Genomic DNA, 23,814 nt, shown 5'->3' on the forward strand with positions numbered 1-23,814 from the left:
CGCGTTAATGTTACCGGCCGGTTAACCCATTAGAATCCGGCGAAAATTTTCTTAAAACATTGGCGGAAATTTTGGCGAAGCCGGCAAGGCCCGCTAGATCACCGCTGCGACGCTACGCAGGATCGGCTGCAGCCTGACCATGCCGATATCCTCGCGCTCGAAACGGCTGCCGACCTTGGTGAGCTTGGCCAGCACCTGCTCGCCCTCCTCCGGGCCGATCGGCGCGATGACGACGCCGCCGCTCGACAACTGGTCGAGCAGGAAGCGCGGCAGGCTGTCGAAGGCCGCCCAGGCGACGATACGGTCGAACGGCCCTTCATTGGGCAGGCCATTCGAGCCATCAGCCTGGCGGACGATGACGTTGCTGATGGCGAGCGCCTCGAAACGCTGTTTTGCCTGCTCGGTCAGCGTCTTATAGCGGTCGACGGTGATAACGCGCGCCGCGAGCCTCGACATGACGGCTGCCGTGTAGCCCGAGCCCGTGCCGATCTCGAGCACGCGGTTGCCCGGCTCGATGTGAAGTGCCGCGATCACCGCCGCCTGCAGATCGGCGCCCTCGATCGCCTCGCCGCATTCGATCGGCAGCATGCCGTCCGACCAGGCGAGCGCGTGGAACTGGGCCGACAGGAAACCGCGCCGCGGCGTCGCCTCGAAGGCCGCGACCAGCGCCTTCGGCGCCGTGCCCCTGCCCCGCAGCCTGAGCAGGAAAGCGGCAAATCCTTCGCGGTCGTCGATGGCCATGCTCATGCCGAAACCCTGTTCATGACAACGCCTTGGTCAGTTGGTCGTGAAGTTCATGAGCGGTGAGGTCGAGCTGCAGCGGCGTCACCGACACCAGCCGGTTGCGCAGCGCGTAAAGGTCCGTGCCCTTTTTGCCTTCGACGGGCTCGCGGCCGAAGCGGAGCCAGTAGTAAGGCAGGCCGCGCCCGTCGCGCCGCTCGTCGACCCAGAGACTATGCACCAGCTTGCCCTGCGAGGTGACGACGGTGCCTTCCACCTCGCCGGGCGCGCAGTTCGGAAAATTGACGTTGAGCAGCACGCCTTCCGGCAGCGGCGTTTCCACAAGGCGCTTGAGCAGCGCCGGCGCCAGCGCCTCGGTCGTCTCATAAGGAACGACGCGGTCCTCGCCGACATAGGAATAGGCCTGGCTGACCGCGATCGAGCGCACGCCGAGCAGCGCGCCTTCCATGGCGCCCGCCACGGTGCCGGAATAGGTGACGTCGTCGGCGATGTTGGCGCCGGAATTGACGCCGGACAGGATCAGGTCCGGCGGTCCGGGCAGGATTTTCTTCGTGCCCATGATGACACAGTCGGTCGGGGTGCCGCGCACGGCATAATGCTTCTCGCCGATCTTGCGCAGCCTGAGCGGCTCCGAGATCGACAGCGAATGCGCATAGCCGGACTGGTCCTGCTCGGGCGCCACCACCCAGACATCGTCCGACAGCGTGCGCGCGATGCGTTCGAGCGACGCCAGCCCCTCGGCGTGGATGCCGTCGTCATTGGTCAGAAGAATGCGCATCAAGTCACTTCGCTTCGATCTTGGCGAGACCACCCATGTAAGGCCGCAGCACTTCAGGAATGGTTACGCTGCCATCCTCATTCTGGTAGTTTTCGATGACAGCTATGAGCGCGCGGCCGACCGCGGTGCCCGAGCCGTTCAGCGTGTGGACGAAGCGATTGCCCTTGCCGTCCTTGTCCTTGTAGCGGGCATCCATGCGCCTGGCCTGGAAATCGCCGCAGACCGAGCAGGACGAGATTTCGCGATAGGCGTTCTGCCCCGGCAGCCAGACCTCGATATCGTAGGTCTTGCGCGCGCCGAAACCCATGTCGCCGGTGCAGAGCGTTACCGTGCGGAACGGCAGGCCGAGCCGCTTCAGCACTTCCTCGGCGCATTGCGTCATGCGCTCGTGCTCGGCGATCGAGCTTTCCTGGTCGGTGATCGAGACCAGTTCGACCTTGTAGAACTGGTGCTGGCGCAGCATGCCGCGCGTGTCGCGGCCGGCCGAGCCCGCTTCCGAACGGAAGCACGGCGTCAGCGCCGTGTAGCGCAGCGGCAGCTTTTCATGCGCGGTGATTTCCTCGCGCACGAGGTTGGTCAGCGACACTTCGGCCGTCGGGATCAGGCCGAGGCGGCCATCGCCATGCGGCGTGAAGAAAAGGTCCTCCTCGAATTTCGGCAGCTGTCCGGTACCGAACAGCACCTCGTCGCGCACCATCAGCGGCGTCTGGATTTCCTCATAGCCGTGCTCGGTGGTGTGCAGGTCGAGCATGAACTGGCCAAGCGCCCGCTCCAGGCGCGCAAGCTGGCTCTTCAGCACGGTGAAGCGCGCGCCGGACAGTTTCGCGGCACGCTCGAAATCCATCATGCCGAGCGCTTCGCCGATCTCGAAATGCTCCTTTACCCAGTTCGGCCGCGTCGGCACCTCGCCGACGATGCGCTTGACGACGTTGTCGTGCTCGTCCTTGCCGACCGGCACGTCCTCCAGCGGCACATTGGGCAGCACCGCGAGCGCGTTGTTCAGCGCCTTGTCGAGCTCGCGCTCGCGCGCCTCGCCGTTCTGGATGAACGCCTTGATCTCGCTGACTTCGCCCTTGAGCTTTTCGGCAAGGGCCGCATCGCCCGAACGCATGGCGTTGCCGATCTCCTTCGAGGCGGCGTTGCGGCGCTCCTGCTTGACCTGCAATTCGCTGAGATGCGAACGCCGCGCTTCGTCCTTCGCGACCAGATCGTCGACCGTGGACTGCGCCTCGCCCGCCGACCAGGAGCGCTTCACCAGCGCCTCGACAAGGGCCTTCGGGTTTTCGCGAATCCATTTGATGTCAAGCATGGTCGATCCTCAAAAGTAAGGATCGAGGGCGTAAACCGCATCCGCCATCGATGCAAGACGGCGGATAAGCGCGCCGCCGCGATTTCCCGACTGGGAAGCCCCGTTTAGGTCGACGGGGCGTCCGGCGTGTTGCTGGCGACGGAGTTCCCCTCCTCCGCCTGCTCGCGCGCCAGGCGGTCGCGTGCCTGGCTGCGCTCGATCATGCGAGAGGACCAGATGGCGACCTCATAGAGGATGATGGTCGGAATGGCGAGGCCGCACTGGCTCATCGGATCGGGCGGCGTCAGGACCGCGGCGACCACGAAGGAAAGCACGATCGCCCATTTGCGCTTTTCGGCCAGCGCCTGCGACGACAGCAGCCCGACGCGCGTCAAAAGGCTGGTCACCACCGGCAGCTGGAATACCAGGCCGAAGGAGAAGATCAGCGTCATGATCAGGCTGAGATATTCCGAAACCTTCGGCAGCAGCGAAATCTGCACCTGGTCGTTGGTGCCGACCTGCTGCATCGCCAGGAAGAACCACATCACCATCGGCGTGAAGAAGAAATAGACCAGCGAAGCGCCCAACAGGAACAGGATGGGCGACGCGATCAGGAACGGCAGGAAGGCGCTGCGCTCGTTCTTGTAGAGGCCGGGCGCAATGAATTTGTAGATCTGCGTGGCGATCAGCGGGAAGGCGATCACCATGCCGCCGAACATGGCGAGCTTCACCTGGGTGAAGAAGAACTCCTGCGGTGCGGTATAGATCAGCTCGACCTTATGCGGATCGAGCCCCGCCCATTGCGTCGCCCATTTGAAGGGGATGACCAGCAGGTTGAACAGGCGCTTGGCGAAGAAGAAGCAGACGAGAAAGGCGACGAAGAAGCCGCCCAGAGACCAGATCAGGCGGCGGCGCAGCTCGATGAGATGCTCGATCAGCGGCGCCGACGATTTCTCGATTTCTTCCCTCTCCTTGTCGGTTACGCTCACTTGGCGGCTCCCGCCGTCTTCTTGGGGTCAGTTGTCTTCTTGGCGGCCGGCTTCTTTGCCGCGGCAAGCTTTGCCTCCGCCTTGGGCGCGGCCTTCCGGGCAGGCGCGGCGGCTTTAACCGCAGCCGGCGCGGCTTTGGCCGGCGCCTTTACCGCCGGTGTTTTCGCCACGGTGCCGGCCGTCCTTCCCTTGGCGGCGGTCGCCTTTCTCGCCGGCTGGGCCGGAACTGCGACGGTCTCCGAAGCTGGTGCGGTAACCAAAGTGTCGGTCATGACCGGAAGGGTCGGTGTGGCCGGAGCAGGCTCGGTTCCGGTGATGCCGGGCATGTCCGTCGCGCCGTTCTTGAGCGGCTCGGCGGCTTGCGGCGTTGCTGCTGCCGGCGCCGCCGGATCGGCGGCAGGCTTCGGCTTCATCATCGTATCGACGCCGGCCCGCACATCGGCTGCGGCCTGCTCGAACGGATTGAGCTGCTTGCGCACCTCATTCATCGGATTGAGGCCGCGAAGACTGTCGATCGAGCTCTTCACGTCGTCGAGCTCGGCTTCCTTCAGCGCTTCGTTGAACTGCTTCTGGAAGTCGCCGGCCATGGCGCGCAATTTCGCCGCGGTGCGGCCGAAAGTGCGAAGCATGTTGGGCAAATCCTTAGGCCCGACGACCACGATCATGACGACCGCGATCACCAGCAGTTCGCTCCAACCGACTTCGAACATGACGATCTATTCCGACGCGTGCATGCCGCCCGCACATGCGAAGCGGTTTTGGGACAACGGCATGCTCAAAGCAACAACCCGAGATCAGCCCTTGCTGACCTTTTCCTTGGCCGGCGAAACGGTCTCATCGGCGCGGTGCTCGACGGTGCGCTTGTCGTCGACGTCGTCGTCAGCCATGCCCTTCTTGAAGCTCTTGATGCCCTTGGCCATGTCGCCCATCAGCTCGGGGATCTTGCCGCGGCCGAACACCAGAAGCACGATGACCAGCACGATCATCCAGTGCCAAATCGAAAATGAACCCATTGCTACTCTCTCTCGAATGTTTTCCCTGGCGATGATCTATGCGTTTTCGCCCGGGGATTCAAACACAACCGCAATGAAGTTGATAAAATGGCTAGCGGATGTCACGCACTTTCAGCGTGAGCGCCTTGCTACGAATCCGCGCAGGCCTTGCTAATAGACCATCCGTGCCGGTTTTCGCTCTCACTCTTCCGTGACGCGCGGCGTCAGCAGCCCAAGTTCCTCGAGGTCGATATCGGTCAGCGCGTCCTCGTCCTCGGCGAGCGCGTCCGGGTCGGCAGGCGGCACCGGCATCGAGAAATTCGCCGGCATGCGCGTCGAGAGCAGGCCGGCACCCTTCAACTCTTCCATGCCGGGCAGATCGCGGATTTCCTCCAGCGCGAAATGATCGAGGAAAGCGTCGGTCGTCCCGTAGGTCACCGGCCGTCCGGGCGTGCGGCGGCGGCCGCGCATCCTGACCCATTCCGTTTCGAGCAGCGTGTCGAGCGTGCCCTTGGAGGTCTCCACGCCTCTGATGTCTTCGATTTCGGCGCGCGTGACCGGCTGGTGGTAGGCGATGATCGCCAGCACTTCGAGCGCCGCGCGCGATAGCTTCCTCTGCTGGACGGAGTCCCGGCTCATCAGGAAAGCCAGGTCGCCCGCCGTGCGGAAGGCCCAGGCGTCGCCGACCCGCACGAGGTTGACGCCGCGCTTGGCATAGATTTCCTGCAAATCCGCCATCGCGGCGGCGATGTTGACGCCTTCCGGCAGGCGCGCGGCAAGCTGCTTTTCGCTGACCGGCTCGGCGCTGGCAAAAACGATCGCCTCCGCCATGCGCACGGCTTCCGACAATTGCAGCCGCTCGGCGGGGTTTTCGAGGGAACCCTGTTCGGCCATCTCGTCTTCCGGCTCGTCCTCGACCTTGAACGGGATGACCGAAGCGTTGGCGCGTTCGCTCATGATACCACCTCGACTGCCCTGACCCCTTGCGCGCGGCCGCGCAGATAGATCGGCGCGAACACCTGTTCCTGCCGCACTTCCAATTTGCCCTCGCGCACCATTTCGAGCGTCGCCGCGAAGGAGCTGGCGATTGCCGTGCGTTTTTCTTCCGGCGCGGCAAGATATTCGATCAGGAAGCTGTCGAGCGCAGTCCAGTCGCCGACCGAGCCGACCAGCCTTGCCAGCACCTCGCGTGCATCCTTCAGCGACCACACGGCGCGCCGGGCGATCGTCACATTGTTGATCGCCTGCCGCTGGCGCTGCTGCGCGTAGGCGGTGAGCAGATCGTAGAGCGAGGCCGAAAAGCTGTTGCGCTTCTCGACGATGACCATTTCCGGCATGCCGCGCGCAAAGACGTCGCGGCCGAGCCGGTTGCGGTTGACCAGCCGCGCCGCGGCGTCGCGCATGGCTTCCAGCCGCTTCAGCCGGAATTGCAGCACCGCCGCCAGTTCCTCGCCGCTTTCGCCCTCCTCCCCCGGCTGTTTCGGGATCAAGAGCTTCGACTTCAGGAAGGCGAGCCAGGCCGCCATCACCAGATAATCGGCGGCAAGCTCGAGCCTCAGCGCCCGCACCTTCTCGATGAAAGCCAGATACTGCTCGGCAAGCGCCAGGATCGAAATGCGCGCCAGATCGACCTTCTGGTTGCGGGCAAGATGCAGGAGAAGGTCGAGCGGGCCTTCGAAACCGGCCACATCGACCACCAGCGACGGGTCACCCGTCAGGCGTGAATCGTCGTTCTCGGCCCACAGACGGTCCATCGGTGCGGCCTTCGCGGCCTTGCCTTCCAATGTCTCCGCCACGTGCCTTTTCGTCCCTTCGGTTCAGGCCACCGCTTCGAAATAGGTGGCAAATTCCGCGCGTATCGCCGTTTCGTCGGCGACATCGCGATCCTTTATATAGGTCAACGCCCGCTCCGCGCGTTGCAAGGACTTGCCCGACAGCGCCGTCGTGCGCGACGCGATCCCGGACATTTCCTCGAAAACGCCGTTGCAGTGAAGGACGAGATCGCAGCCGGCCGCAAGGATCGAGGCCGCCTTTGTCGGGAAATCCCCAGAAAGTGCCTTCATCGAGGTGTCGTCGCTCATCAACAACCCGTCGAAGCCGATCTCGCCGCGGATCACCTGACCGACGACCTTAGCGGACGTCGTCGCCGGGTTGTCGGGATCGACGGCGCTGTAGACGACATGCGCGGTCATCGCCATCGGCAGCTCGTTCAACGCCTTGAACGGGGCAAAATCATGCCGGCTGAGCTCCTCGAGCGGCGTATCGACGGTCGGCAGCGCGAAATGCGTGTCGGCAAAGGCGCGGCCATGGCCGGGAATATGCTTCATCACCGGCAGCACGCCGCCCGACATCAATCCCTCGGCCGAAGCGCGGCCGAGCTCGATCACCGCGTTGGGCTCCTTGCCATAGGCGCGCGCGCCGATGACGTCGCTGGCGCCTTCGACCGGAACGTCGAGCACCGGCAGGCAGTCGGCCGTTATACCCAGGCGGGAGAGATCGAAGGCATGCAGCCGCGCCAGCAGCCAGGCAGCGCGGCGGCCGGCTTCCTCGTCCTCGCGCCACAGCGCACCAAGCGCCCCGCCCGCCGGATAGTTCGGCGCCAGCGGCGGCCGCAGGCGCTGCACCCTGCCGCCTTCTTGGTCGATGAAGACCGGAGCGTCCGGGCGGCCGACGCAGTCGCGCATCGAGGCGACAAGGTCGCGGATCTGCGCGGCTTCGCCGATGTTGCGTGCAAACAGGATGAAGCCCCAGGGACGTTCGTCCCGATAGAAGCGGACTTCGTCTTCGGTGAGGGATTGCCCGGCGCAGCCGAGGATCATGGATTTTGATTCGCTCATGCACGGAAGCTTAAGGCTTTGAGCGGGCAAAGGGAATCACCCCTGCCCTCGGACCAGCCAAAGCCCACAACCGTCCACAACGAAAAGCCGGCGCGGCCTTTCGGCGGCGCCGGCTTTGGAAGCTGAAGCAATTCCAGGAAAAGTGTGAGCGGTTTTCCGTCCGGAATTGCGTCAAAACAAGAGATCTATCAGCGAGATACGAAACAGTTGCCGCCGGCCGCCTTGTAGCTGGTGCAAAGGTTGATCGCATCGTTGCGCGACTGGGCCGGCACGCGAACGCGGTAGAAGGTGCCCTTGCCCGCGACCTCGGCCTTCACGATGTTGGCGGTGCGCCCGGAGAGCACGCTGCCATAGCGGCGCTGCAGATCCTGATAGGTCGACTGCGCGCTCTCGACCGTCGGCTGCGAAGCGATCTGCATCGACCACGAGCCGCCGCCGGCGGCTGCCGCCGGATCGATGGAGGCGACCTGGTCCGGCTTGACCTCGCCGACAATATCGACCGGCTGGTCGGACGGGCGGGCCGGCGCCACCGGCACCGTCGCCGGGGTGTTGGTCGACTGCGCCTTGGCTTCGGCCTTCTTCGCGGGCTTTGCCGGCTTGACGGCAGGCGCATCCGCCTGGTCCGCATCCGAAGCCACGGTTCCCGTCTGCTGGCCGTCGGAGGCCGGCGCGACATGCTGCGGCGCCGGATCGGTCGGCTCGGCCGCCGCGACCTTCGGCGCGGCCGGGGCTGGATCCTCGCGCGGCACCAGCGAGCCGTCGGGCTTGACCATCATGGTCTTCACCTTGCGCGGTGCGACGGCCACCACGTCGTTGTTGGCAGTGTTTTCGGCATCCTGCTGCAACACCTGGGCGATGCGGTCTTCCGACTTCGGCGCCGGCGCTGCCGGCTGCGCGCTTGCCGGTGCGGCAGGCTGCGCGCTTTCGGGCACAGCGGCTTGTGCGACGCCGGGCAACGCGGAGCCTGCATTGTCGGCGGCATCGGTGCCGGCCGCGGCGTCGTTGTCATTGGGCGCAAGATCGACCACGCGGCTCTGCGGCGGTTCTTTCGAGGCCAGGTCCACGGGTTGCTCGGTGGTGTTCACCAGCTTCTGCTGTACCGGCTCGGCGGGTTTGGCCGCGCCGGCGCCCTTGGTCACCGCGTCGTAAACCTTGTTGTCCTGGTTCGGCACCACCGTGCCGCCCGGATTTTCAGGCTTCACCTTGATCGGCGAATTGTCGGCCTTGACGATCACCGGAGCCTCGCTGCCGCCTTTGCCGCCGAAGGAGAAGGCCAGAGCGCCAAGGCTGCCGAGAACCACGACGGCACCGACGAGCGCCGCGACCATCATGCCGCGCCGGCGCGGCTGCGCCGCCTCGCGCTCGGCAAGCCCGGGAATCGCCATCGCTTCCTCGAGCTCGGGGTCGTAATCGAGCTCTTCGCTGGCGAAGTCGTCCTGCTGCGAACCCGGCCGGCTGCCGGGCAGGTTGTCGGCGTCGTAATCGTCGGCGACGGCGAACGAAGCCGGGGCAACCGGCGCCGCCGGTGTCTCGGCGCGCAGGTCGCGACGGTCGTAGCCGTTGAAACCGGCATTGTAGGATTCATCGTCATAGCCGCGGTTCTGCACGGGTGCCGATGCGATCTCCGTCGCGTTCATATCGGTGAGCAGGCTGGCGAATTCCGCGTCGAGATCGTCGTAAGCGGGGGCCGCAGGCTGGTCCTCTTCGAAGCTCAACTCCGGAATGTCGAGGTCGTCCACAAGCGCGACCACGCGCTCTGGAACATCGACGGTCTCCACATCCGGCACGTCCTCATGCCGAGGAGCCTGCGACGATGGCGTGGGCTTGGCGTAGGCGGAATAATCCACCGCCGGTTCGTTGCGGTAGGCAGGCGCTGCCATCTGAACAGGCACCGAAGGCGCTGCCTGCACCGGCGCCGAGGGCGCCGGCTGCGCTGGCGCGGGCTGAGCGGCAAAGGAAACCTGCACCGGCGGAGCTGAGGTCGGGGTCGAACGGCTCCACGACCTGGCTGGTTCCGTGGGCGTCGAATGCACCCAATTGGAAGAATTTGCCGGAGGCCTCGTCGTAGCGGCTGCCTCCTGCTCGGCCTCAATACTCCGGGCGAAGGCAGCGCCAAAATCGTCATCGAAATCGTCGGCCTCGGTCCTGGCCGGGGCCGCAAAATCCTGGCGATCGAGCTCGCTGGCGAGCAAGTCATCCAGGTCGCTTTCGACCGGCTGAGCGGCCTGCCCGTTCTGCGCCGGCTGATGCTCGTCGAGATCCCAGTCGAGATCGTCGGCTATCGCCTTCCCGCTCGCATGGCTCTCGGGTTCCGCAACCAGCCGTGGGGCGGGAGCAGGCTCCTTGATCGCCGGCATCGGCCGCGCGGTCATGGCGCCGAGCAGCGCATTGAGCTCGTCCTCCAGGCTACGCTCGCTGGCGGCCGGCTTCACGGGCTCAACGGCGGCGGGCGGTGCCGGAGCAGCGACGACGGGAGCCGGCTCAACCGCAGCCGGTTGCGGCGCGGCAGCTGGTTGGACGGCCGGATGTTGCGGCTCCTCGTTCAGCGCATTGCGGAAGCTCAGCTCGAAATCGTCCTCGAGGGTCAGCGCGGCGGAAGGTTCGCGCGCGACAGGTTCGGGCGCGACAGGTTCGGGCTCAGCGACAAACTGGGCCGTCTCGACCGGCGCCTCGACCGTCGGCGCCGGCTCGTCGCCAAGCGATAGCTCCGGGTCCTGAATATCTTGAGCCTGGCCGAAATCCATATCGGCATCGGCCATCGCCTGCTCGAAATGACCGTCGAGATCATCCTCGGAAATCAACGGGGCGGCTGCATGAGCTTCGACCGGCTCAGCGGCCTGCGCGTGCTGCTCCGGCTCGTGGCTCCCAAACGACAGCTCGTCTTCGAGCGACATCTGGACCGCATTGTCGAAATCGGCGTCGAACGCCTCCTCGCTCGCGGCCTGCACGGCTTCGATGGCGTCCTGACGGGCGTCGGCCGCCCGGTGATAATCGAGGTTGGCCGGCTCGTGATGGTCGGACTGGAAATCCTGGTCCAGCGAAGCCGCCATTTCTTGATCGATCGGAAGCTCGTCTTCGAGCGGCGAGATCTCCGGCGAACTGGCGACCGCCCTGTCGAAATCATCGTCGAAAGCCACTTCCGGCTCGCGAGCTGCCTGTGGCTCCGGCGCGAAATGCGGCTCAGACGCGAAATGCGCCTCTGGCGTGGCGTCCAGTTCCGGAGCGACGTGCGGCTCAGATGCGAAATCCGGCTCCAGCGCACGGGCCACGGCGAAGTCGGCGTGATCCGCCGCGTCGTCGAACACGAAATCCTGCTCGAAGGAAGCGGTAAGCTCGTCGTCATTCGCGGCAGCGCTGGCAGCCTCGAAGGCCGGCTCATTTCGGATCTGATGCGGTGCGGCCTGCTGGGTGGCCGGCGCGCTTGCCTCGACGGAATCGAACTCGCCCATCAACTCCTTCTCGAGGTCGATGTCGAAATCGTCAGCCTCCACAGCCTGATTGGAGGGCATGGCTTTCTCGACCGCAGCGGCCGGCTGCCTCACCGGCTGGCGTGGGTCGAAACCCATGATCCGGGTCAGTTCCGCGAACGGATCATCGTCGGCGATGTCGTTGTGGTCGGCTACTTTCAGCGGGGTTCTGTCTGCCATTATTGTTCCCGAACTCGCACACAGTCGGACGCCATGGACGTCGCGCAGGGTTGGCCCTTACCAGCGCAATGTGGGCAAAAGGTGACAGGTTTTTTAGTCAAACCTAACGCATTTCAGTGGGCGCGTCTGCCCCGATCAGCGTCAGGCCGGAGGTCAAAACATCCGAAACAGCCTGCACCAGCCCTAGTCTGGCATAGGTTGATTCTCGGTCGTTAACCTTAACAAAACGTAAGTCCTGATTATCGTTGCCGCGATTCCATTGCGCATGGAAGCTGGAAGCCAGATCGTAAAGGTAGAATGCGAGCCGGTGCGGCTCCAGCGAAAGCGCCGCTGACTCGATCAGCCGCGGGTATTCAGCCAGCTTCCGGATCAGCGCGATTTCGCCCTCGTCGACCAGCGCAGCCACCGAGGCCGCGAGCCGGTTGCGGTCGAAATTCGCCTCGCCGAGCTGCTCGCTCGCCTGCCTGAAGACGGAATGGCAGCGCGCCGAGGCGTACTGCACGTAGAACACCGGATTGTCCTTCGACTGCTCCGTGACCTTGGCGAAGTCGAAATCGAGCGGCGCGTCGTTCTTGCGGTAAAGCATCATGAAGCGGATCGGGTCGCGGCCGACCTCCTCCACCACGTCGCGCAAGGTGACAAAATCGCCGGACCGCTTCGACATCCGGACCGGCTCGCCGTCGCGGAACAATTTGACGAGCTGGCAGAGCAGCACGGTGAGCTTGACCGTGTCGCCGGCAACCGCCCGCGCCAGCGCCTCCAGCCGCTTCACATAGCCGCCATGGTCGGCGCCGAGCACATAGATCAGGTCGACGAAGCCGCGCTCGACCTTGTCCTTGAGATAGGCGACGTCGGCGGCGAAATAGGTGAACGAGCCGTCGGACTTGACCAGCGCCCGGTCCATGTCGTCGCCGACCGCGGTCGAGCGGAACAGCGTCTGCTCGCGGTCTTCCCAGTCGTCCGGCTTCTCGCCCTTCGGCGGCGGCAGCGTGCCCTTGTAGATATGCCCCTTGAGCGTCAGGTCGGCGATCGCCGCCCGGATCTTCCTGGCGTTGTCGGCATGCAGCGTGCGCTCGGAGAAAAACACGTCGTGATGCACGTTGAGCAACGCCAGATCCTCGCGGATCATCGCCATCATCGCATCGACCGTGCGGTCCTTGACGATCGCCAGCGCTTCCTCTTCCGGCATTTGCAGCAGGCCACGGCCAAATTCCTTGGCCAGCGCCTGGCCGACAGGGACCAGATAGTCGCCGGGGTAGAGACCGGACGGGATCTCGCCGATGTCGTCGCCAAGCGCCTCGCGATAGCGCAGGAACGCAGAGCGGCCGAGCACGTCGATCTGCGAGCCGGCATCGTTGATGACATATTCCTTGGTCACGTCGTAGCCGGCGAAGGCCATCAGATTGGCAAGCGTGTCGCCGACGACGGCGCCGCGGCAATGGCCGACATGCATCGGGCCCGTCGGGTTGGCCGAGACATATTCGACATTGGCCTTGCGACCGCCGCCGATGGTCGAGCGGCCATAATTGCGCCCCTCGCCGAGCAGCGCAGCCAGATGCCCGTGCCAGAACGCGTTCTTGAGCCGGAGATTGACGAAGCCAGGGCCGGCAATCTCGGCCGAGGCGATATCGGCGTCGGCTCGCAGCGCTTCGGCGAGTTTCTCGGCAAGCGCGCGCGGGTTCTGGCCGGTGGGCTTGGCCAGCACCATCGCCGCGTTGGTAGCGAGGTCGCCATGGCTGGCGTCGCGCGGCGGCTCGACCGCGATACGCGACAGGTCGAGTGCGGCCCCCTCCTTGTCCTTGAGATCAAGGGTTTCGACGGCCTTTACGATCCGCGCGTTGAAATCGGCGAAGATATTCATTGGAAGTGCTCTGGGCTTTGAGAGGCGACCGGCCCAAGGGCCGGCAAAATCGAGGCTCGCCCTAGCTCAAATCCGGCGTATGGTCAAACAGACGCCGGTGTTCTTTCAAGGCATAGGTGTCGGTCATGCCGGCCAGGAAGTCAGCGACGCTGCGCGCCTTGATGCGATCCTCGGCCTTGTCGAGCCCTTCGCGCCAGCCATCGGGCATGGCGCGCGGATCGGCGAAATAGACGTCGAACAGCTCGCACACGATGCGCTCGGCGTCCGCCCGCACCCGCATCACTTCCGGGTGCCGGTAAAGATGCTTGTAGAGGAAAGCCTTCAATTCCTTCTCGGCCGCGGCCATGCCTGCCGAAAACGTCACCAGGGTCTCGCCGGCTGTCCGCACCGCATCGGCGCTGTCCGGCTTGAGGCGCTCGATATTGGCGGTGGTTGATGCGATCACATCCTCGACCATCAAGGTGATCTGCCGGCGCATCAGCTCATGGCCTGTGCGGACATCGTCAAGCTGAGGATATCTGGCGCGCACGCCGTCCAGAATCGAGCAAGGCAGGCCGACCCCTTGCAGCATGTCCAGCGTCAGCAGGCCGGCGCGCAGGCCGTCATCTATGTCATGGGTATTGTAGGCGATGTCGTCGGCGATCGCGGCGCACTGCGCCTCGATGCCGGCGAAACGGTCGAGCTCGAGGTCGTGCAGTTCCGAATAATCGCGGATCGCCTGCGGCACCGGCCCCTTGAGCCCCTTCCCGCTCGCGTCGGTCAACGGGCCGTTATGCTTGACCAGCCCCTCCAGCGTTTCCCAGGCGAGGTTCAGCCCGTCGAATTCGGCATAGCGCCGCTCGAGCCGCGTCACCACGCGCAGCGACTGCGCGTTGTGATCGAAGCCGCCCCAGGCTGCCATCTTCTCGTTGAGCGCGTCCTCGCCTGTATGGCCGAAGGGCGTGTGGCCGAAATCGTGGACAAGCGCCACGGCCTCGGCGAGGTCCTCGTCGCCGCGCAACGCCCGCGCCAGAGCGCGGGCGATCTGCGCCACCTCGATCGAGTGCGTCAGCCGGGTGCGATAATGGTCGCCCTCATGCGCGACGAAGACCTGGGTCTTGTGCTTCAGCCGGCGAAAGGCGGTGGAATGGATGATGCGGTCGCGGTCGCGCTGGAAGGGCGTGCGCGTCGGGCTTTCCGGCTCCTCGAATAGGCGGCCGCGCGAGCGCGCCGGGTCGCTCGCATAGGCCGCGCGCGGCCGGTAGCCGAACCCGATCTCGCCGAGAGCATCCTTGCCCTGCCGCTCGTCCATTGACCCACCAGTTGACTCAGGCCTGCCCGCTTCATACCTATCATGGGAAACCGAAAGCAAGGTGACGCCGATGGGCGCGGATGCCAAGACTGCCATGAAGGTCGAAATGACCGACGCCGCGGCCAAGCGGATTGCCAGGATCGTCGCCGGCGAGCCGGGCAAGACGGCCCTGCGCGTTTCCGTCGAAGGCGGCGGTTGCTCCGGCTTTTCCTATAAATTCGACCTTGTCGGCGACCGCAATGATGACGACGTCGCTATCGAGAAAGACGGCGCGACCATCCTGATCGACGACCTGTCGCTGGTCTATATGGGTGGCTCGGTGATCGATTTCGTCGACGACCTGATGGGCCAGTCCTTCCAGATCCGGAACCCGAACGCGGTCGCCTCCTGCGGCTGCGGCACCAGCTTCTCCATCTGATCGACCGATACTTCTCATGCCTATGACCGGTGCGAACCGGATAGTGCATGGCTGTCCCCGGCTATTGGCAGGAAAGCGAATGGATGGCCTTTCTAAAAGACCCGGCAGGCAATACGATTGGGCTTGTCGAACGCCTTCCGTCCGAACCGCATTGGGGCCGCCCATGAAGATCGTCACCTGGAACATCAACGGCGTTCGCGCCCGCATCGGCAACCTCACCCACTGGCTGACCGAGAGCGCGCCGGACATCGTGTGCCTGCAGGAGATCAAGACGGTCGACGACCAGTTCCCGCGCGCCGAGATCGAGGCGCTGGGCTACAATGTCGAGACCAACGGCCAGAAGAGCTTCAACGGCGTTGCGATCCTGTCGAAGCTGCCTTTCGACGAGGTTAACCGCAGTTTGCCGGGCGACGATGCAGACGACCATGCCCGTTTCATCGAAGGCGTCTTTTCCACCGACCAGGGCGCCCTGCGCGTCGCCTCGCTTTATCTGCCCAACGGCAATCCGATCGACGATGAACGGAAGTTTTCCTATAAGCTCGCCTGGATGGCGCGGCTGGAGCGCTGGGCGGAAGAGCGGCTGCGTCTCGAGGAAGCGCTGGTGCTGGCCGGCGACTACAACGTCATTCCGGAGCCCGCCGATGCCCGGTTTCCCGAAAACTGGCTGCGCGACGCGCTGTTCCAGCCGCAAACGAGGCAGGCCTTCCGCCGGCTGAAGAATCTCGGCTTCACCGAAGCGGTGCGCTCCGTGACCGACTCGGCCGGCGTCTACACTTTTTGGGATTATCAGGCTGGCGCCTGGCAGAAGAACAACGGCATCCGCATCGACCACCTGCTGCTCTCGCCGGAAGCCGCCAACCGCTTCTCGTCGGCTTCGGTGGAAAAGCACGTCCGCGCCTGGGAAAAGCCGTCCGACCACGTGCCGGTCGCGATCGAACTCAGCCTGCAGCCCGCCTGAGAATTTCCAGCCCTTAGAGCATGTCTCCCGAAGTGGAACCGGTTTCGGGGCAAAGACATTGCTAAAATCAGGATCTCAAGCGCAGGGAGCGAACCTGAAAGATCGCGGCCCGCTTTAGGACCCAGATATCGCCACAAATCCCATCTTTGATGCGAATTGCTGTGGGGGTTGAATGGCGATCCGAATTCTTTTCAGGCTGGTCGGCCTTGCTTTTGCGCTTGCCGCGCCAACGCCGTCGCTGGCGGCGCCGACCTGTTTAGCAAACGGCAAATCGTTCAATCTCGGCGAGACGGCGTGCCTGACGCTGAACGGCGAAAGTCACCTCGCCCGCTGCGACATGGTCCTCAACAACACGTCCTGGACGAAGATCAAGGATGAATGCCCGGGAGACGCGCCGAAACCGCACCCGACATCGATCTCGACTCCGGCGCCCGACCCGACGCCGACGGAGCCCAGCGAGAACTGAGGCTCCGCTGATCTCCCCGCACCTTCGGCTACGCTATGCGCACATCTTCTGCGGCTGGCGTAACTGATCAGGCTGAGGCTTGATTGCCACGTGGTTCCCCCAATGCGTCGCTGCTTCGCAGCGCCACCTTTTCCCTCCGGAGGGAAAGGAAGGGAGCCTTGCTGGACGAGGTGGCTCGGCGAAGCCGAGACGGAGTGGGGGGTCGACCAGCGCTACATTGGACAATGCACGCGCCAAGCCGCCATGCACGCTACCGCCAAACCTGCGCTTACTGGTCGCCGTTGTTGCCCTTGGTCAGGATATCGTCGGCGAGCGAGATCGCGGTCCGGCGATCGGCCTCACCGGCCGCGGCGAAAGCCTCCTCCTGCATGCTGCGGATCCAGGGCTGGTCGGCGGCCGGAGCCCGCTCAAGCGCGGCCGTCATCATCGCCAGGCCGCGCACGATCTTGCCGCTCTGGAACAGGAGATTACCGAGCGTCGCCTGCGCGCCGGCATGGCCCTTCTCGGCCGCCAATTGCAGCCAGCGGCCGGCCTGCTTGACGCTGGCCTTCACGCCGCCCTCGCCCTTCAGGAACATGCGGCCGATCTCGAACTGCGCATTCGGGTTGCGGTAGTTGGCGGCGGCGCGCATGTAATACTCCTGCGCCGCGACGTCGTTCTCCTCGACCGGCGTGCCGGGAATGCCCTTGCGCAGATAGTCGCCGAGCGCCACCAGCGCGTCCGACACATAGCTTTCTTCCGGCGAGCCGGGCTCGACATCCTGGTCGACGATCTCCGAGAAGAACTTGAAGGCGGCATAGTCGTCGCGCGTCACGCCGTCGCCCTCGGCATACATGCGCGCAAGCTTCCAGGTGGCGCCGATCTGGCCGTTTTCGGCGGCGTATTTATAGGCCTCGACCGCCTGGTCCTTGTGGCCGCTCTTGTAAGCGGAGAAGCCGAACTGGAACACCGCCCAAGGGCTCGACTGCGGCTTCACGCCGGTCTTGTCGTCGAACACCTTGTCGTCGAAGGCCATGGCCTGCCCGACGGCGCCCAAGGTCGCAAGCGCGACCAGTGCCGAAAAGACAGACGACCTCAACACCTCAGATGTCCGCATAGCAGTGCGTTTCTTCCGCCGCACCCGGATGGGTCACCGCACCATCGCGGGCCGACCCTACGGTCTGCGCATATTTCCAGATCGCGCCGGACTGATAATCGGTCTTGCGCGGCTTCCATTTCTTTGCCCGGGCCGCCAGTTCTGCGTCCGACAGGGCCACTTCAATCGTGCCGTTCACGGCGTCGATCGAGATCACGTCGCCATCCTTGATCAGGCCGATCGGCCCGCCGACCGCCGCCTCCGGCCCGACATGGCCGATGCAGAAGCCGCGCGTGGCGCCGGAGAAGCGCCCGTCGGTGATCAGCGCCACCTTGCCGCCCATGCCCTGACCGTAGAGCGCCGCCGTCGTCGACAGCATCTCGCGCATGCCAGGACCGCCGCGCGGCCCCTCGTAGCGGATGACGAGAACCTCGCCTTCCCGATAGTTGCGCTGTGTGACCGCTTCGAAGCACTCCTCTTCCGAATCGAAGCAGCGCGCCGGGCCTGAGAATTTCAGTTCCGACATGCCCGCGACCTTCACGATCGCGCCTTCGGGGGCAAGGTTGCCCTTCAAGCCCACAACGCCGCCTGTCTTAGTGATTGGCCGATTGGCGGGACGCACAACATCCTGGCTCTCATTCCAGGAAACGTGCTCCATATTTTCGGCCAAAGTGCGGCCGGTGACCGTCATGCAGTCGCCATGCAGATAGCCGTGGTCGAGCAGCGTCTTCATCAGCAGCGGAATGCCGCCGGCCTCGAACATGTCCTTGGCGACATATTTGCCGCCGGGCTTGAGGTCGGCGATATAGGGTGTCTTCTCGAAGATCGCCGCAACGTCGAACAGATCGAACTTGATGCCGGCCTCATGTGCGATCGCCGGCAAGTGCAGTGCTGCATTGGTCGAGCCGCCGGTGGCCGACACCACGGTCGCGGCGTTTTCCAGCGCCTTGCGCGTGACGATGTCGCGCGGCCGGATGTTTTTGGCGATCAGCTCCATGACCTTTTCGCCCGAGGCGAAATTGAAGCGGTCGCGCATCTCGTAGGGCGCCGGCGCGCCACAGGAATAGGGCAGAGCCAGGCCGATCGCCTCGGCGACGGTGGCCATGGTGTTGGCCGTGAACTGGGCGCCGCAGGAGCCGGCCGAAGGACAGGCCGCCTGCTCGATCTCGAGCAGCTCGGCGTCGCTGATCGATCCTACCGAATGCTGGCCGACCGCCTCGAACACGTCCTGCACGGTGATCTGCCGGCCGCGATAGCTGCCGGGCAGGATCGAGCCGCCATAGATGAAGATCGACGGCACGTTGAGGCGCACCATCGCCATCATCATGCCGGGCAGCGACTTGTCGCAGCCGGCGAGGCCGACCAGGGCATCGTAGCAATGGCCGCGCATCGTGAGCTCGACCGAATCGGCGATGACCTCGCGCGACACCAGCGAGGACTTCATGCCCTGGTGGCCCATGGCGATGCCGTCGGTGACGGTGATGGTGCAGAACTCGCGCGGCGTGCCGTTGGCGGCCGCAACGCCCTTCTTGACCACTTGTGCCTGGCGCATCAGCGAGATGTTGCAGGGCGCCGCCTCGTTCCAGCAACTGGCGACGCCGACCAAGGGCTGCGCGATCTCGGCCGCCGAAAGACCCATGGCATAGAGGTAGGAACGATGCGGCGCGCGCGCCGGACCTTCGGTCACGTAGCGGCTGGGCAGCTTGGCCTTGGAGATTACCTTGGCGTTCATATTCGTCCTTGCCGCACACCCCGCGGCCGGTCCCATCGCCGCGCCAACTTGGCACGCATCCCGAGACCTATATCGGGTGCTCCGGGTTTATGGCGGGAAATGGGCAGTTCCCTCCGCCTGACTTCTACAGCAGGGGTTGTTCAGAAAGTGTTGCCGAAACGTCACAATTGCCCAGGGCGGCGGCGCTGCAGCGAATCTGCAACAGTGGGCGGAAAGGCGAAGCCAAGGCATCAGCTTTGCAACAAAAAAGGCCGGGAAAGCCCGGCCTTTTCGGTGAATTTTCAGAAGCTTAGAACTTGATCTTAATTCCACCGTTGATAGCGGTGACGAGGTCGTTGCCGAAATCATAACTGGCGTCGTCGCCAATTATCTTGCCGTTCGGGCCGATCACTGTACCGGAATGACCGCTGGTCATCACGCCGATTGCACCGGCCAAACGAACCTCGATGTTGGGCTGGGGGGTATAAGCGACGCCGCCGCCGACAGTCCACGTGTCGGTCTGCGCGCCGTAACCATGCGAGGTGCCACGATCCCAGGAGAGCTGACCCGCAGCGCTCCACTGGTCGTTGAACTTGTGCCCGACGCCGCCCGAAACAGTCCAGCCATCACGATACATCAAGTCGAGCGAAGTCACCTCTGCCGGTGAGTTGCTGAAACAAAGCGAGGACGGAACGCCAACCGGGCAGATCGGCACGCTTTGCAGCGTGCTCCAATTGGTCCACTTGATCGACCCGAAGGCCAGCCAACCGGGCGCGACGCCGGACTGGAGTTTCAATTCCACCACATCCGGCATGTACTGCGTCGACCCGTAGATCGGGATCGTACCCAAGCCGACGTTGGTCAGGTCCAGTGTGCCTTCGATATTGTCGAGTTTGACCTTGGAATTGTAGACAAGGCTAGCGCGCAGCGCGATATCCGGGATTTCATAGGCGATACCGGCACGCCAGCCCCAGCCACTGCTCGTCAGATCGACGCGGCCAGTTCCCCCGAAGTCGGGCACGAACGGCGACACGAGGTCTTCCTTGAAACCGTAGACCTTCTGATAAAAGACACCGCCGATAAAGCGGAGCTGACCCTTCCCCGCGTCAAACTTGTACGAGCAGGTCGCGGCGTAGTTGTCGCTCTTGATGTCGGTTTCCATATTGGAAAACGCACCGTTCCACACACCGGGCGCCGTATGCGCGCCCCAAGGCTGCGAGTAGTCGACCATGCAGTCCACGCCCTGGACAACCTGGGCTTTGACGCCGATGCGCGGCACCCAGTAATCCTCGGATCCCTTGGCCGAGGAACCAAAACCGAGGTCGGCTCCTCCCGGCCCCCTCGCATTCTTGTACTTGCGATCCGGCATCACATAGGTCGCTTCGGCTTCCGTCGCGACCGGCGACGGATCGAAAAGCAGATCGATGTCGTAGCCGCCTCGCTCCAGGCCGCCGGCATGCGCGGGATGCATTGCGGCCCCGATCAAAGCGATCGAAAAGCAGCCTGCCCCCGCCAGAGCTTTGAGCCGCAAAATGTTCATGGAAATCCCTCCCCGAATACAAGCGGCTCAAGCTAGAACCAATTCGGGTTAATGACGCAACAACGATTTCGGGGGCTGTACACGTACGTCTTGACAGCACGTATTTTTGCCATGGTCATCGCCGCCGCAATTGGCGCCTAAATTATGCCAACCGGCGCCGAGTGGTCGAAAAATCCGCAAAAACCACCCAAAACATGGCAAAAACGGCCAATTTCCGGGCTGTCGGGCCCCATTGTTACATTATGGCAACAATGGGGCGCAAACTTTCCGTTTACGTCAAAATTAACGCAGCGGCACGCTCCTTTCGAGGCAGCTAACGTACCGGAAAGCACCTCCGGAGCGACAGCGAATCTTGCCCCTCAGCCGGCGTCGCGGACCCTCGCCAAAGCCACCGAAAGCTTCTCCTGCGCCTCGCGATATTCGTCGAGTTTCTCGCGCTCGGCCTCGACCACTTCTTCCGGTGCGTTGGCGACGAATTTTTCGTTCGAGAGCTTCTTGTGCAGGCGCGCGATCTCCTCGGTCACCTTGGCCAATTCCTTCTGCAGCCGCGTGGCCTCGGCCTGGAGGTCGATCAGGCTGCCGAGCGGCAGGCTCACCGTCGCCTCGTTGAGCACGATCTGGGCCGAGCCCTTCGGCGGCGCGTCGGCGAGCGCGATATCGCCGACGCGCGCCAGCCGCTTAATCGCCTGGGCGTGACGCTCCAGCCGCTCTTGGGTCAGCGTGTTGGCGCCGATCACCATCAGCGGCGCAATCGCCGCCGGCGGCACATTCATTTCCGAACGCACCGAGCGGATGCCCGAGACAAGCTCGACCAGCCAGTTGATATCGGCGGCTGCCTCCTCGTCCTCGAAGTCGGGCGACGGCCAGGCGGCATGGCAAAGCAGCGAGGAGCGTTCCTTGCCCTCGCCCGCGGTCTGCGCCCAAAGCTCCTCGGTTAGGAACGGCATCATCGGATGGAGCAGCTTGTAGATCTCGTCCAGCACGAAGGCGACGCAGGCCCGGCTTTCGGCCTTGGCGGCTTCGTCGGCGCCCATGAACACCGGCTTCAACAGTTCCAGATACCAGTCGCAGAACAGGTTCCAGACGAAGCGGTAGGCAGCAGTCGCCGCCTCGTTGAACCTGTAGCTGGTGATGCCTTCGGTGACGGCGCGCGCCGCCCGCGTCAGCTCGGTCAGAATCCAACGGTTGACCGGCAGCTTGGCATCGTTCAGCCAGAAAGCGTCGTCGCGCGCCACTTCATTCATCTCGGCGAAGCGCGTCGCGTTCCACAGCTTGGTGCCGAAATTGCGGTAGCCGGCGATGCGGGCCGGATCGAGCTTCACGTCGCGCCCCTGAGCCGCCATAACGGTCAGCGTGAAGCGCAGCGCATCGGCACCATATTCGTCGATCAGGTCGAGCGGATCGATGACGTTGCCTTTCGACTTCGACATCTTGGCGCCGTTCTTGTCGCGCACCAGCGCATGCACATAGACGGTATGGAACGGCTCCTCGTCCATGAAGTGCAGGCCCATCATCATCATGCGGGCGACCCAGAAGAAGATGATGTCGAAGCCGGTCACCAGCACGTCGGTCTGGTAATAGGTCTTGAGCTCCGGCGTCTGGTCGGGCCAGCCGAGCGTCGAGAACGGCCACAGCGCCGAGGAGAACCAGGTGTCGAGCACGTCCTCGTCGCGGGTCAGGATCTCGCCCGGCTGGAAGTTTTCGAGCTTGTCCTCGACCCAGGCCTTCCACGGCCCTTCGAGCGCCAGATAGTATTCGATTGCGACGGCTAAAGCCTCTTCCTCGGTCTTCTCGACGAAGACATGCCCGTCCGGTCCATACCACGCCGGGATCTGGTGGCCCCACCAGAGCTGGCGCGAAATGCACCAGGGCTGGATGTTCTCCATCCAGTCGAAATAGGTCTTTTCCCAGTTCTTCGGCACGAAGTTGGTACGTCCCTCGCGCACCGAGGCGATCGCCGGCTTGGCGAGCTCGGCAGCGTTGACGTACCACTGGTCGGTCAGGAACGGCTCGATCGGCACGCCGCCGCGATCGCCATGCGGCACGGTGTGCCGGTGCGGCTCGACCTTCTCCAGAAAGCCGCCGGCTTCCATCAGTTCGACGATCTTCTTGCGGGCAGTGAAGCGGTCGAGCCCGTCCAACTCGTCCCACACCGCCTGGCGCTCGGGTGTCACCTCGAGACCGGCGAGGAAGTCCTCATTGTCCTTGAGCTTGATGGCCGCTTCGACCGTCAGGATGTTGATCGCCGGCAATTTATGGCGCTTGCCGACCTCGAAGTCGTTGAAATCATGCGCCGGCGTGATCTTGACCGCGCCGGAGCCTTTTTCCGGATCGGAATACTCGTCGGCGACGATCGGTATCTTGCGGCCGACGATCGGCAGCACGACGTTGCGGCCGACCAGATCGGTGAAGCGCTCGTCGTCGGGATGCACGGCAACAGCCGTGTCGCCGAGCATCGTCTCGGGACGCGTCGTCGCGACCGTGATGAAGGTCTTCGGATTCTCGGGGTCGAACGCCTCGCCTTCGATCGGATAGCGGAAGTGCCAGAGATTGCCGTTCACCTCGTGCTGCTCGACCTCGAGGTCGGAGATGGCGGTGAGCAGCTTCGGGTCCCAGTTCACAAGGCGCTTGTCCTTGTAGATCAGGCCTTCCTTGTAGAGCGTGACGAAGACTTCCAGCACCGCCTTGGACAGGCCCTCGTCCATGGTGAAGCGTTCGCGCGACCAGTCGGCCGAGGCGCCGAGCCGCTTCAGCTGGTTGAAGATCGCGCCTCCGGATTCGGCCTTCCACTCCCAGACTTTCTCGATGAATTGCTCGCGCGTCAGGTCACGGCGGTGGATCTGCTTTTCCATGAGCTGGCGCTCGACCACCATCTGCGTGGCGATGCCGGCGTGATCCATGCCGGGCTGCCAAAGCACGTTCTTGCCGCGCATGCGCTCGAAGCGCACGAGAATGTCCTGCAGCGTGTTGTTGAGCGCATGGCCCATATGCAACGAGCCGGTAACGTTGGGCGGCGGGATGACGATAGTGAAGGCTTCGGCCCCTTCCTCCGCGCCGGCGCCGGCCCGGAAGGCGTCGGCCTCTTCCCAGATTTTTGCGATCTTCGGCTCGACGGCTTTGGCGTCGTATGTCTTTTCAAGCATGGAGGAAGTCCGGACTGTCGGGAACAAGCGTCCGGTGTAAATCGGAAGGGCTTGGCCGAGTCAACCGCGAGAAGCTGCG

The 23,814-nt window shown here is 64.0% G+C and carries 19 protein-coding genes; 3 read left to right on the plus strand and 16 right to left on the minus strand.

Annotation, left to right across the window (positions count from 1 at the left end; genetic code table 11):
* Positions 1-93: 93 nt before the first annotated feature.
* From ACVMIM_RS24300 to ACVMIM_RS24355, 12 genes are all read right to left on the minus strand, one after another.
* Positions 94-747, minus strand: coding sequence for a protein-L-isoaspartate(D-aspartate) O-methyltransferase (locus tag ACVMIM_RS24300; RefSeq protein ID WP_278047869.1), 654 nt, complete (start codon positions 745-747; stop codon positions 94-96).
* Positions 748-760: 13 nt separating this feature from the next.
* Entirely contained in the window at positions 761-1,519 is a 759-nt protein-coding gene (gene surE / locus ACVMIM_RS24305; RefSeq protein ID WP_476114998.1) for a 5'/3'-nucleotidase SurE, read from the minus strand.
* Positions 1,520-1,523: 4 nt separating this feature from the next.
* A complete protein-coding gene (gene serS, locus ACVMIM_RS24310) occupies positions 1,524-2,828 on the minus strand; it encodes a serine--tRNA ligase (RefSeq protein WP_476115000.1) in 1,305 nt (434 codons plus the stop codon).
* Between the two features lie 104 nt (positions 2,829-2,932).
* Positions 2,933-3,796, minus strand: a complete 864-nt coding sequence (gene tatC / locus ACVMIM_RS24315) for a twin-arginine translocase subunit TatC (protein ID WP_476115001.1) — start codon at positions 3,794-3,796, stop codon at positions 2,933-2,935.
* Positions 3,793-4,506 carry a Sec-independent protein translocase protein TatB gene (tatB, locus tag ACVMIM_RS24320; RefSeq protein ID WP_476115003.1) on the minus strand — a complete coding sequence of 238 codons (714 nt, stop codon included), beginning with the start codon at positions 4,504-4,506 and terminating at the stop codon, positions 3,793-3,795. Before tatB ends, tatC begins: the two co-directional genes overlap by 4 nt.
* Before the next feature lie 84 nt (positions 4,507-4,590).
* Positions 4,591-4,809 (minus strand): twin-arginine translocase TatA/TatE family subunit, encoded by a 219-nt coding sequence (locus ACVMIM_RS24325; RefSeq protein WP_041004153.1) that lies wholly within the window; start codon positions 4,807-4,809, stop codon positions 4,591-4,593.
* A gap of 180 nt (positions 4,810-4,989) precedes the next feature.
* Positions 4,990-5,745 carry an SMC-Scp complex subunit ScpB gene (gene scpB, locus ACVMIM_RS24330; protein ID WP_278047873.1) on the minus strand — a complete coding sequence of 252 codons (756 nt, stop codon included), beginning with the start codon at positions 5,743-5,745 and terminating at the stop codon, positions 4,990-4,992.
* Positions 5,742-6,542, minus strand: a complete 801-nt coding sequence (locus ACVMIM_RS24335; RefSeq protein WP_052459006.1) for a segregation and condensation protein A — start codon at positions 6,540-6,542, stop codon at positions 5,742-5,744. The genes scpB and ACVMIM_RS24335 overlap by 4 nt, the downstream gene beginning before the upstream one ends.
* 63 nt (positions 6,543-6,605) lie before the next feature.
* Positions 6,606-7,625 (minus strand): beta-N-acetylhexosaminidase, encoded by a 1,020-nt coding sequence (gene nagZ, locus ACVMIM_RS24340; protein ID WP_476115004.1) that lies wholly within the window; start codon positions 7,623-7,625, stop codon positions 6,606-6,608.
* A gap of 188 nt (positions 7,626-7,813) precedes the next feature.
* On the minus strand, positions 7,814-11,272 hold the full coding sequence (locus tag ACVMIM_RS24345; protein WP_476115005.1) for an SPOR domain-containing protein: 3,459 nt from the start codon (positions 11,270-11,272) through the stop codon (positions 7,814-7,816).
* Between the two features lie 103 nt (positions 11,273-11,375).
* Positions 11,376-13,133, minus strand: coding sequence for an arginine--tRNA ligase (gene argS, locus ACVMIM_RS24350; RefSeq protein WP_476115007.1), 1,758 nt, complete (start codon positions 13,131-13,133; stop codon positions 11,376-11,378).
* Positions 13,134-13,194: 61 nt separating this feature from the next.
* The gene (locus ACVMIM_RS24355; RefSeq protein WP_476115009.1) at positions 13,195-14,424 is read right to left on the minus strand and encodes a deoxyguanosinetriphosphate triphosphohydrolase; all 1,230 of its coding nucleotides are present in this window, start codon (positions 14,422-14,424) and stop codon (positions 13,195-13,197) included.
* Between the two features lie 70 nt (positions 14,425-14,494).
* Between ACVMIM_RS24355 and erpA the strand changes: the two genes are divergently transcribed.
* The 3 genes from erpA to ACVMIM_RS24370 all read left to right on the plus strand — a co-directional run bounded on the left by erpA (position 14,495) and on the right by ACVMIM_RS24370 (position 16,266).
* Entirely contained in the window at positions 14,495-14,842 is a 348-nt protein-coding gene (gene erpA, locus ACVMIM_RS24360; protein ID WP_041004139.1) for an iron-sulfur cluster insertion protein ErpA, read from the plus strand.
* A 163-nt stretch (positions 14,843-15,005) separates the two neighbouring features.
* Positions 15,006-15,800 (plus strand): exodeoxyribonuclease III, encoded by a 795-nt coding sequence (xth, locus tag ACVMIM_RS24365; RefSeq protein WP_041004133.1) that lies wholly within the window; start codon positions 15,006-15,008, stop codon positions 15,798-15,800.
* A gap of 172 nt (positions 15,801-15,972) precedes the next feature.
* Positions 15,973-16,266: a hypothetical protein gene (locus ACVMIM_RS24370; protein WP_476115011.1), complete on the plus strand. Its 294-nt coding sequence runs from the start codon at positions 15,973-15,975 to the stop codon at positions 16,264-16,266.
* Between the two features lie 268 nt (positions 16,267-16,534).
* Here the strand turns inward: ACVMIM_RS24370 and ACVMIM_RS24375 are convergent, their stop codons facing one another.
* From ACVMIM_RS24375 to ACVMIM_RS24390, 4 genes are all read right to left on the minus strand, one after another.
* Entirely contained in the window at positions 16,535-17,362 is an 828-nt protein-coding gene (locus ACVMIM_RS24375; RefSeq protein WP_041004130.1) for a tetratricopeptide repeat protein, read from the minus strand.
* The gene (gene ilvD, locus ACVMIM_RS24380; RefSeq protein ID WP_476115012.1) at positions 17,349-19,073 is read right to left on the minus strand and encodes a dihydroxy-acid dehydratase; all 1,725 of its coding nucleotides are present in this window, start codon (positions 19,071-19,073) and stop codon (positions 17,349-17,351) included. Before ilvD ends, ACVMIM_RS24375 begins: the two co-directional genes overlap by 14 nt.
* A 289-nt stretch (positions 19,074-19,362) precedes the next feature.
* Positions 19,363-20,592, minus strand: a complete 1,230-nt coding sequence (locus ACVMIM_RS24385; protein WP_476115014.1) for an OmpP1/FadL family transporter — start codon at positions 20,590-20,592, stop codon at positions 19,363-19,365.
* A gap of 359 nt (positions 20,593-20,951) precedes the next feature.
* Complete coding sequence (locus ACVMIM_RS24390) at positions 20,952-23,735, minus strand: valine--tRNA ligase (RefSeq protein WP_476115015.1); 2,784 nt, start codon at positions 23,733-23,735, stop codon at positions 20,952-20,954.
* Between the last annotated feature and the right edge of the window lie 79 nt (positions 23,736-23,814).

The organism is Mesorhizobium sp. USDA 4413 (assembly GCF_056280365.1).

Coding starts and splice junctions, on each gene's coding strand:
- ilvD (WP_476115012.1), bottom strand. CDS start 19,073: ATGAACGCCAAGGTAATCTCCAAGGCCAAGCTGCCCAGCCGCTACGTG.
- ACVMIM_RS24370 (WP_476115011.1), top strand. CDS start 15,973: ATGGCGATCCGAATTCTTTTCAGGCTGGTCGGCCTTGCTTTTGCGCTT.
- nagZ (WP_476115004.1), bottom strand. CDS start 7,625: ATGAGCGAATCAAAATCCATGATCCTCGGCTGCGCCGGGCAATCCCTC.
- ACVMIM_RS24385 (WP_476115014.1), bottom strand. CDS start 20,592: ATGAACATTTTGCGGCTCAAAGCTCTGGCGGGGGCAGGCTGCTTTTCG.
- argS (WP_476115007.1), bottom strand. CDS start 13,133: ATGAATATCTTCGCCGATTTCAACGCGCGGATCGTAAAGGCCGTCGAA.
- ACVMIM_RS24355 (WP_476115009.1), bottom strand. CDS start 14,424: ATGGACGAGCGGCAGGGCAAGGATGCTCTCGGCGAGATCGGGTTCGGC.
- erpA (WP_041004139.1), top strand. CDS start 14,495: ATGGGCGCGGATGCCAAGACTGCCATGAAGGTCGAAATGACCGACGCC.
- scpB (WP_278047873.1), bottom strand. CDS start 5,745: ATGAGCGAACGCGCCAACGCTTCGGTCATCCCGTTCAAGGTCGAGGAC.
- surE (WP_476114998.1), bottom strand. CDS start 1,519: ATGCGCATTCTTCTGACCAATGACGACGGCATCCACGCCGAGGGGCTG.
- ACVMIM_RS24345 (WP_476115005.1), bottom strand. CDS start 11,272: ATGGCAGACAGAACCCCGCTGAAAGTAGCCGACCACAACGACATCGCC.
- xth (WP_041004133.1), top strand. CDS start 15,006: ATGAAGATCGTCACCTGGAACATCAACGGCGTTCGCGCCCGCATCGGC.
- ACVMIM_RS24375 (WP_041004130.1), bottom strand. CDS start 17,362: ATGCGGACATCTGAGGTGTTGAGGTCGTCTGTCTTTTCGGCACTGGTC.
- ACVMIM_RS24300 (WP_278047869.1), bottom strand. CDS start 747: ATGAGCATGGCCATCGACGACCGCGAAGGATTTGCCGCTTTCCTGCTC.
- ACVMIM_RS24325 (WP_041004153.1), bottom strand. CDS start 4,809: ATGGGTTCATTTTCGATTTGGCACTGGATGATCGTGCTGGTCATCGTG.
- ACVMIM_RS24335 (WP_052459006.1), bottom strand. CDS start 6,542: ATGGACCGTCTGTGGGCCGAGAACGACGATTCACGCCTGACGGGTGAC.
- ACVMIM_RS24390 (WP_476115015.1), bottom strand. CDS start 23,735: ATGCTTGAAAAGACATACGACGCCAAAGCCGTCGAGCCGAAGATCGCA.
- serS (WP_476115000.1), bottom strand. CDS start 2,828: ATGCTTGACATCAAATGGATTCGCGAAAACCCGAAGGCCCTTGTCGAG.
- tatB (WP_476115003.1), bottom strand. CDS start 4,506: ATGTTCGAAGTCGGTTGGAGCGAACTGCTGGTGATCGCGGTCGTCATG.